9 protein-coding genes and 1 pseudogene are annotated in these 7,897 nt (G+C 68.1%); 3 read left to right on the top strand and 7 right to left on the bottom strand.

Translation table 11 applies throughout. The features are described from left to right. Positions 1–160: 160 nt before the first annotated feature. From JZ791_RS45115 to JZ791_RS18140, 5 genes and pseudogenes are all read right to left on the bottom strand, one after another. Positions 161–253: pseudogene (locus JZ791_RS45115) on the bottom strand (LLM class F420-dependent oxidoreductase); the annotation flags it as partial. Between the two features lie 98 nt (positions 254–351). Next, positions 352–999 (bottom strand): class I SAM-dependent DNA methyltransferase, encoded by a 648-nt coding sequence (locus tag JZ791_RS18155; RefSeq protein ID WP_308162970.1) that lies wholly within the window; start codon positions 997–999, stop codon positions 352–354. Beyond that, positions 996–1,748 carry a PIG-L deacetylase family protein gene (locus JZ791_RS18150; RefSeq protein WP_216896325.1) on the bottom strand — a complete coding sequence of 251 codons (753 nt, stop codon included), beginning with the start codon at positions 1,746–1,748 and terminating at the stop codon, positions 996–998. The genes JZ791_RS18155 and JZ791_RS18150 overlap by 4 nt, the downstream gene beginning before the upstream one ends. Further along, complete coding sequence (locus JZ791_RS18145) at positions 1,730–2,737, bottom strand: acyl-CoA dehydrogenase family protein (protein ID WP_216896324.1); 1,008 nt, start codon at positions 2,735–2,737, stop codon at positions 1,730–1,732. Before JZ791_RS18145 ends, JZ791_RS18150 begins: the two co-directional genes overlap by 19 nt. Then, entirely contained in the window at positions 2,727–3,413 is a 687-nt protein-coding gene (locus tag JZ791_RS18140; protein ID WP_216896323.1) for a glycosyltransferase family 2 protein, read from the bottom strand. Before JZ791_RS18140 ends, JZ791_RS18145 begins: the two co-directional genes overlap by 11 nt. A gap of 372 nt (positions 3,414–3,785) precedes the next feature. Here JZ791_RS18140 and JZ791_RS18135 point away from each other — a divergent pair, with 372 nt between their 5' ends. Both JZ791_RS18135 and JZ791_RS18130 read left to right on the top strand, forming a co-directional pair. Then, the gene (locus JZ791_RS18135) at positions 3,786–4,463 is read left to right on the top strand and encodes an HAD family hydrolase (RefSeq protein ID WP_216896322.1); all 678 of its coding nucleotides are present in this window, start codon (positions 3,786–3,788) and stop codon (positions 4,461–4,463) included. Between the two features lie 90 nt (positions 4,464–4,553). Continuing rightward, the gene (locus tag JZ791_RS18130) at positions 4,554–5,387 is read left to right on the top strand and encodes a DUF72 domain-containing protein (protein WP_216896321.1); all 834 of its coding nucleotides are present in this window, start codon (positions 4,554–4,556) and stop codon (positions 5,385–5,387) included. Between the two features lie 65 nt (positions 5,388–5,452). Here JZ791_RS18130 and JZ791_RS18125 read toward each other — a convergent pair whose 3' ends face one another. After that, positions 5,453–5,620 (bottom strand): hypothetical protein, encoded by a 168-nt coding sequence (locus JZ791_RS18125; RefSeq protein ID WP_216896320.1) that lies wholly within the window; start codon positions 5,618–5,620, stop codon positions 5,453–5,455. A 172-nt stretch (positions 5,621–5,792) separates the two neighbouring features. Between JZ791_RS18125 and JZ791_RS18120 the strand changes: the two genes are divergently transcribed. After that, on the top strand, positions 5,793–7,337 hold the full coding sequence (locus JZ791_RS18120) for a carboxylesterase/lipase family protein (RefSeq protein WP_254205890.1): 1,545 nt from the start codon (positions 5,793–5,795) through the stop codon (positions 7,335–7,337). Here JZ791_RS18120 and JZ791_RS18115 read toward each other — a convergent pair whose 3' ends face one another. Continuing rightward, positions 7,338–7,760 (bottom strand): hypothetical protein, encoded by a 423-nt coding sequence (locus JZ791_RS18115; RefSeq protein ID WP_216896319.1) that lies wholly within the window; start codon positions 7,758–7,760, stop codon positions 7,338–7,340. Between the last annotated feature and the right edge of the window lie 137 nt (positions 7,761–7,897).

The raw sequence follows: 7,897 nt of genomic DNA, 5'->3' as shown, positions 1-7,897 counted from the left end.
ATCCCGCCCCACGCCACCTGGGACCAGATGAAGGCCACCGCGGAGGCCGTGCTGCGCGGTGACCCGAACGGCTGGCACCTCGTGGTCCAGGGCACCAAAACCAAGGCGCAGGAACTTCTTTCGAGTAGCAAGGGGCAAGACGCGAAGTGAGGCAGGGGCGTCCCCTGCCGACGCCGAGGACTGAACGACCGTCGAGCTGCACCGCCGCGGTCGCGGCGGCTCGGGCGATGACGGCAGGGTGCACGCTGATCAGGGACTATCAGGGTGTACGACCGCACTGCGGCCCTTCCCGCGGTGCGGTCTGCGGCCCTACCCGGTGACCGCGCGTGCCGAACTCGCCGGCCGTGCGCATCAGTCTTTCTCCTCTGGTGTCAATCCCTCGGACCGCGCGACCGAGACCGGGCGTCGGCCCCCGGCCGTGAACACATCCAGGAGCAGATCCTCGTCGCTGTAACCTGCCAGACGGGTCAGCCCCGGGGTGTCGGCCGCGATACGGTGGACCTCGTCGCCGCTCAACGGGTACTGCGGGACCTCGTGCCGCCAATGCACGCAGATCATGGTGCCGCCGGGCTCGAGGCAGCGCGCCGCATCGCGGAACGCCGCGCGTAGTGGGTCGGCGTCCAGGTAATAGCAGACCTCGCTCAGGACGATCAGATCGAACAGTTCGCCGGGCCACGTGTCGCCGAGGCCCCAGCGGCGGAATTCGACTGTGCCGCTCGGGGAGCCGGGACGGGCGGCGAGGCGGCGGCGCGCGAGGTCGAGTGCCCGGTCGCTGATATCGGTGCACACCAAATGGTCGCATCGAACGGCCAGCTGTTCACTCAGCGTGCCGATGGAGCACCCCGGCTCGATCGCGCGCCGGTATCGGGCCTTCGGTAGCGCGGCGAGGGTCAGTGCGCGTTTGCGCTGCTCGTACCAGCGTGTGGTGAACCCCCACGGATCCGGGTCCTTGGCGTACATGTCCTCGAAATAGCCTGCGGGCAGGCGTATGTGGCTCACAAGAAAAACACTTCCGCGGACCCGGTGAAGCGTTCGAGCACGTGCGGTGGCAGGATGGCGCGATCGGCCGGATCGTCGGATAGCGGCAAGGTCTGGCTCCGGAACCGGTTCAGGGCACGGATTTTCGCGTTACGTGCGGTGCCGGGCAGGGGTAGCCTGCGGGCCTCGATGCCGCGCAGCAGTGGATGTTCGGGAGTGGCCCAGTGCCACATCCACACCGGGAATTCGATCAACGGGGTGCCTGTGCGGCCGCACGCCGCCGCGCCGGCGCGGCCGACGGCCTCGTGGTCGGGATGCCCGTCGTGCCGCCAGACGCTCACACATCGCGCGTCGGCGCCGCCGTGCCGGGAAAGTATGTCGTGCAGCCGTTCGCCGAGCAGTGTCTGCTGCGCGGTGAGGTCGCCGTCCGCGAGGCCCAGCCGGACCGGCGGTTCGGCGGCCAGTTCGCCGGCGGCCAGGCGGGACTCCTCGATGCGGATACGGGCGAGTTGCTCGGGCGAGTGTGAGGGCGAATTCGGGTGTGAGGCTTCGCCGTTCGTGGCCACGACGATGGTGACCGGCACGCCGTGTGACCGGGCCAGCGCGATCAGGCCCCCGGCGCCGAGTACCTCGTCGTCCGGATGCGCGGCGAGGACTATCACGTGCCGGCACCCCGCGGTGGGCAGGACGGGCAGGCCCCGCCGCCACCGTGACCAGACCTCGTGCGGTGTTCCGGTGGCGGCGGGATCGATTACCGGCGAAGCTGCCATCGGAACTCTCCTTCTGCTCGATCCCGGCCCAGCTCGGCGAGATCCCGTTCGGCATGGCTCTGGCGCAGGTAGACGGTGAGGTCGGCGACACGCCGCGCGTGCGCGGCGTCGGCGCAGAGCGGGCCGGCGCCCAGGGCACGGCCGACCCGGTCGATGGCCGTGGTCGCGGCGTCCTCGACCACCGCGCGCACGGTGCGGGCGCGTAGTCGAGCCGTGCCACAGCCGTCATCGGGGTCCTGGTCGATGCCGTGTGCGGCGTTCTCGAGGCAGACCCGGGCGGCGTGCAACGTGGCGGTAACCGCCCCCAGGTGCGCGAACGCGTGGTCGTCGACCGCGCCGGCGCCGGCGCGCTCGTGTAGCGCGCCGGCGATCGCGCACGCGCTGCCGTACCAGCACGCTGCCACCCCGATCGCCCCGTGCCAGAACCCCGCCCGGGTGAGGTATTCACCCGGGAGCCCGACCGGCTCTGCCGGTACACCGGTGAAATCGACTGCACCGGAGTCTGATTCACGCATTCCCACCGCATGCCAGCTGTCGGGTACGGGCCGCACTCCGGGATGGTCCAGATCCACGGCGAACAGTCGGCGCCGCTCACCTGTTCGGGCGGTCACCAAGGCGTGGGTACAGATCGTGGCGCCCGAGCACCACGGCTTGCGGCCGTCCAGAAGCCATTCGCCCGATTCCATCCGCGCCCGGAGCACGGGCGTGGGCGGCTCGGCGGCCCATACTCCCCATATCTCACCGGGACCGACTGCGCGGGAACCTATTTCGGCAAGGATGGCGTCGGCGTCCGCATGAGCTTCGGCGAGTCGGCCCACGACGGTGTCCTCGAAGGACAGCCGCGCCAGTTGTCGCCAGCGTTCGAGGGTTCCGCCGGATCCGGGGTAAGGCATGGCCAGCTGCCCCGAGACCGCGAGATCGCGCAGCTTCCCTGCCACGGAGTCATCGCGAAAGATGCTGTCGTGCACGACGTCTCCTCTACCCTGCATTGTCGATGCGGCGCAGATGATCAGCGAAGCCCGCCGGGGCTCGGCCGAGCTGGCGAGCGGAGGTGGCGACCACGACATCCTCGGCCCATTCGATGCGGGCGCCGACCGCCGCGATGCGGGATACCAGGTCGATGTCCTCACCCGTGCGCAAGTGCCGGAATCCGCCGGTCCGCCAGTACAGGTCGGCGCGGAACCCCAGGTTGGCGCCGTGGATGTGGCCGTGGCCTCGACCGCGTAGCCGACGCCGATAACGACGCTCGTACCGGCGCGCGGTGAGCAGGCGATGGTCGGACCATCGCCGGACGCTGACGACTCCGGCGACGGCGTCTGCGCCCGCTCGCGCGTAGGCGAGCTGGCGGCGCAGCCACCACTGGTCGACCTCGGAGTCGGCATCGGTGGTGGCGAACCATGTCTCGGCTCCGCAGCCGGACCCGGTTTCGGCGAAACCGGCGGCGCGGGCGGCGCCGACGTTGCGTTGATCGATCTCCAGTACTTCCACCGCCGACCCCGGTATCCGGGTCGAGGCGTCGGTGCATCCATCGAGAACGAGCTGGATGCGGACGGGAACCTGGGCCCGTGCGGCGGCCCGCTCCAGCGCGGTCAGGCACCGCGCCAGCAGACGCTCTTCATTGTGGACCGGGACTACCACCAGGATTCGCGTAATGCCTGCCGGCATGACATACCGTCCTCGACTCGGCGCGTACAGGGCCATACGCTTGTCACTGCGCGGGGTAGGGATGCTGGCGCAGGGTGCGTGCCAGATGCGCCGCGCACCGGGCGACGTCGCCAGTCGATGCGAGAACTCGAAGGGGAGCGGCATCGCTCGCAGGTCCGTTCATGCAGCTGGCCTACCCGGGCCATCATCGTGCAAACAGGGCGGCGCGCACCGACTCGCCGCACCGCACCTGCGCTTCGGTGGCCGACTCGCCGCTGGTAGGGCTCCGATTGAATTCAACGACAGCGGGTAGGCAGACACTGCGCGTGGGGTCGTTCTGGTCAGACAGCGTGTGGAGACCGGCGCCCTACCGGCCCGAGCGAGGAGGTTCTCGTGCACGACCCCGCAGCAGTACTGTTCGACGTCGACGGCACCCTTGTCGACTCCAACTATCTGCATGCCAGAGCCTGGCACCAGGCATTCCGCGAGGCAGGCGCCACTGTGCCGACCTGGCGCATTCACCGCGCCATAGGAATGGACGGTGGAAAACTGATCAAAACCTTGGCCGGCGACTTGGATGAGGCGGCCGCCGATCGTGCCGATGATCTGCACACACAGTTCTATCTCGACAGTGCCGGCGAACTGACGTTGTTGCCGGGCGCACGCGAGATTCTGGGGGAGCTACATGCCCGAGGCCTGCGCATCCTGCTCGCCACGTCCGCGCCGCCGGATGAGCTGTCGCTGCTGCGCGAACTGCTGGACAGCGAATCGGTGCTCTACGCGGTGACCGGCGGTGAGGATGTCGAATCCGCCAAACCCGACCCGACCATCGTGCGCATCGCGCTCGACCGGGCCGGTGTGCCGCCGGGGCGAGCGGTCTTCGTCGGCGACACGGTGTGGGACGTGCGGGCGTGCACAGCCGTCGGTGTGCCGGCGATCGGCGTGCTCAGCGGCGGGATCTCGCGTGCCGAACTCGAGGCCGAGGGAGCAGCATATGTCTGCGACGATGTCGCGCAACTGCTGCGCCAGGTCGCCGACAGCCCGGTCGCGCGACTGCTCGAAACGTCGTGAGACCGGGTGCCGACTGGGCAGCGCTCGGCGTATCGCGGACTCCATCGCAGATCGCGTGGCGCGGGCAGGGCGATCTCGAAAGGGTATTGAATGTCGCATGTACGCGGCGACGGTCCGGCGGGGCGGGCGTATGTCGGCACCTCGGGATGGGCGTACCAATCGTGGCGTGGGGTGTTCTATCCGCCGGGTCTCCCGCAAAAACAACAGCTCGCCTACCTCTCGGAACAGCTGGACAGCGTGGAGATCAACGGCTCGTTCTATTCGCTGCAGCGGGCCTCGAGTTATGAACGATGGGCGGACTCGACACCGGACGATTTCGTATTCGCGGTCAAGGGCAGCAGATTCATCACCCACATGAAAGGTCTCCGCGACGCCGATGTGGCGTTGGCGAACTTTCTGGCCTCGGGATTGCTCGCGCTGGGGCACAAACTGGGCCCGATTCTGTGGCAGTTACCCGCCCGCCTCGGATTCGATTACACAACTCTGAGTGAGTTTCTCGCACATCTACCACGCACCACGGCGGAGGCCGCCGCGATCGCGGAGGGCCATGACGAGCGAGTCCCCAATGCGCATGTCGTCACCGATGCCGATCGGCCCATGCGCTTCGCCGTGGAGGTCCGGAACCCGGACTACCTCACACCACGATTCACCGACTTGCTTGCCCGGTTCGGCGTTGCCGCTGTCATCGCCGACAGTGCGGGCAGCTACCCGATGATCGATGAGGTCACCGCGGATTTCGTCTATGTAAGACTGCACGGTCATCAGCAGCTCTACGTGAGCGGATACACCCACGAGCTGATCGAATCATGGGCCACGAAGACTCGCCGATGGGCCGAAGACGGCGATGTCTTCGTCTATTTCGACAACGACGCGAATGTCATGGCGCCCCGCGATGCTTCGGCACTGAAGTCCCGTCTGCTCTGAAGCTCGAGCGCCGGGCCCCAATCATTGCGAACTGCACACGAAGGTCCCGACAGCGATGTTTGGCGTCATCCGCGCCGGGTAGATCGGCGACGGGGCACGATGCCGCCCACCGTCCGCCGTCCGGCATCGTGCCGCCACCAAGAACGCTCGGCGACCTGCTGGCCTTGATCCAGGTCGATGTCGGCGATGACGACCTTGGCGCGTGCGCCACTCACTGCGTGCGTTGTTGCCATGTGCTTACCCCCCACCTCGTTGTCGGTGCGTCGGCACCTTTGTGAAGATCGTGCCGAAGGCGACCTGCAATTCGACGCGGGCTGGCTGCTTGACGGCAACCGAACTCGCGTAGGTACAGTATTCTCCTTGAGGAGAATGACATTCTCCCAGGTTCGCCGCGGATTGACAGGGATGACGATGACCGATGTGGCGCCCGAAGAGGCGAGGCAGCTCAGCGAACCGGTGATCCGGACGACCGGCGGGCGGGTACGCGGGCAGCGTGAGCACGGCCTGGCCGTGTTCCGTGGCATCCCATTCGCGCAACCGCCGGTGGGCCCGGCGCGTTTCGCCGCGCCGCGGCCGGTCACCGGCTGGGACGGTATCCGCGACGCGCTCTCCTACGGCCCGCCGGTCCCGCAGGAGACCTCCTTCGCGGGTCGCACCGGGTCGCTACCGACGCCTACCAGCGACGACTGGCTCACCCTCAACGTGTGGACGGCGGATCCTGAGGCGCGCCGCCCGGTGCTGGTGTGGATCTACGGCGGCGCTTACAAGCTGGGTTTCTCGGGCAGTCCCGGCCATGACCTGCACCGGATTGCCCGAGACGGCGATGTGGTCGTGGTCAGTTTCAACTACCGGGTCGGTGTCGAGGGGTTCGCACATATCGACGGCGCACCGGCCAACCGCGGGTTGCTCGACCAGGTGGCCGCGCTCGAATGGGTGCGGGAGAACATCGCGGCGTTCGGCGGTGACCCGGACCTGGTCACCGTGTGCGGCGAGTCCGCCGGCGCCGGGTCGATCGCGGCGCTGTTGGCGGTGCCACGCGCGAGCGGACTGTTCCACCGGGCCATCCTGCAGAGCATGCCGGGCGTATACCTCTCCGATGCGCTGGCCGCGGACATCGGCGCCGCGATCGCCGGTGAGATCGGACTGCGCCCGACCGTGGCCGACCTGTCGGGCGTCGATCCGTGGCAGCTGCCGGCCGCCGGGACCGCTGTCAGCTCGGCCATGATCGACCACGTGGATCGCTGGGGATCGCTCGCTCACTCCATCACCCTGTTCGCCCCGGTCGTCGACGGTGCGGTGATGACCCGCAGCCCCTGGCAGGCGCTGACCGAGGGAGCGGGGCGCGATGTCGAGCTGATCATCGGCCACAACCGCGACGAATGCCGGCTGTTCATCGCCTTGAGCGGACAGCTCGGCACCGTCGACAACGACTTGGCCGCCCGTACGCTCCGGGCGTTCGCACCGGCCCCGGACGGCGAAAACGCTTACCGCACCGCCTATCCCGACGCGAACCCGGACCGCTTGTTCGAACTCGTCCAGAACGATTGGCTGTTCCGCATGCCCGCCCTGCACCTGGCCGAGGCTCAGGTGGCCGGCGGAGGCCGCGCACACATGTACGAATTGACCTGGCGCACACCGGGTTACAACGGCGTGCTGGGCGCCTGCCACGGCGTGGACGGCCCGCTGCTGCGCGGCACCTTCGGCGACCAGCTCGGCCCCATGCTGCTCGGCACGCAGCCTCCCGACACCGTCGCGACGTTGGCGACCCGGATCCGAACGACCTGGGGCCGTTTCGCCGCCACCGGAGAACCCGGCTGGCCCACTTACGATCCCGAGCGACGACTGGTCCAGATCATCGACGACGATTGGCCCGTACTGCCCTACCCAGAGGAGACCTCACGCCGCCTCTGGCAACAACACGTCTTCGATGCCCTTCCCCTGCACGACTAGCTACGGCACGTAGATGTACCACTCCGCGAAATTGCCCTGAATCGGCCAGCTGTCGGCCATGATCTTGGCGACGCCCCTGCCCACCGACAGGTCCGTGGTGACGGTCTTCCCGGGCCTTCCGTTGGTATGCACGTACACGTTCGTGGAACGCAGACCCTGGGAGCCGAGCCAGCCGATCGCCACGTGATTGCCGCAGGGGCCGTGCATATATCCCGTCGGCGTCACATGCGCGAGCACGTGGCCGGGTTTGTGCGGTGCGGCCTCCATCGCGATATTGATCGCTCCCGCACAGAAATTCGCGTCGCCGAAGGCGAGCAGCGTCGTGCCGAACGGTGGCACCTGCGGCAGCGGATCGGCCTGCGCCGGTTCCGTACCGCACACCGCCGCAGCGATTCCCAACGCTGCCGCAACCGCAGCTGCCATGCGCCGCACCGTCATCAGTCGATGTCCTTCCCGCGTAACGGCACTCGCCGCCGTTCCCGATCCAACCGCACCCATCCTCCAACGAGATCGCAACGGCGTCAGCGGGAGTTGGTCCGGCCCATACTTTATCGGAGATT

The sequence above is a fragment of the Nocardia alni genome (assembly GCF_019038435.1).
Lineage (GTDB): Bacteria > Actinomycetota > Actinomycetes > Mycobacteriales > Mycobacteriaceae > Nocardia > Nocardia alni.
This window is presented reverse-complemented; position numbering and strand designations above follow the sequence as displayed.

Bases quoted from the DNA above. Each gene is read 5' to 3' on its own strand.
- JZ791_RS18115 (WP_216896319.1), bottom strand. From the start codon at position 7,760: ATGGCAGCTGCGGTTGCGGCAGCGTTGGGAATCGCTGCGGCGGTGTGC.
- JZ791_RS18120 (WP_254205890.1), top strand. From the start codon at position 5,793: ATGACGATGACCGATGTGGCGCCCGAAGAGGCGAGGCAGCTCAGCGAA.
- JZ791_RS18130 (WP_216896321.1), top strand. From the start codon at position 4,554: ATGTCGCATGTACGCGGCGACGGTCCGGCGGGGCGGGCGTATGTCGGC.
- JZ791_RS18125 (WP_216896320.1), bottom strand. From the start codon at position 5,620: ATGGCAACAACGCACGCAGTGAGTGGCGCACGCGCCAAGGTCGTCATC.
- JZ791_RS18140 (WP_216896323.1), bottom strand. From the start codon at position 3,413: ATGCCGGCAGGCATTACGCGAATCCTGGTGGTAGTCCCGGTCCACAAT.
- JZ791_RS18145 (WP_216896324.1), bottom strand. From the start codon at position 2,737: ATGCAGGGTAGAGGAGACGTCGTGCACGACAGCATCTTTCGCGATGAC.
- JZ791_RS18150 (WP_216896325.1), bottom strand. From the start codon at position 1,748: ATGGCAGCTTCGCCGGTAATCGATCCCGCCGCCACCGGAACACCGCAC.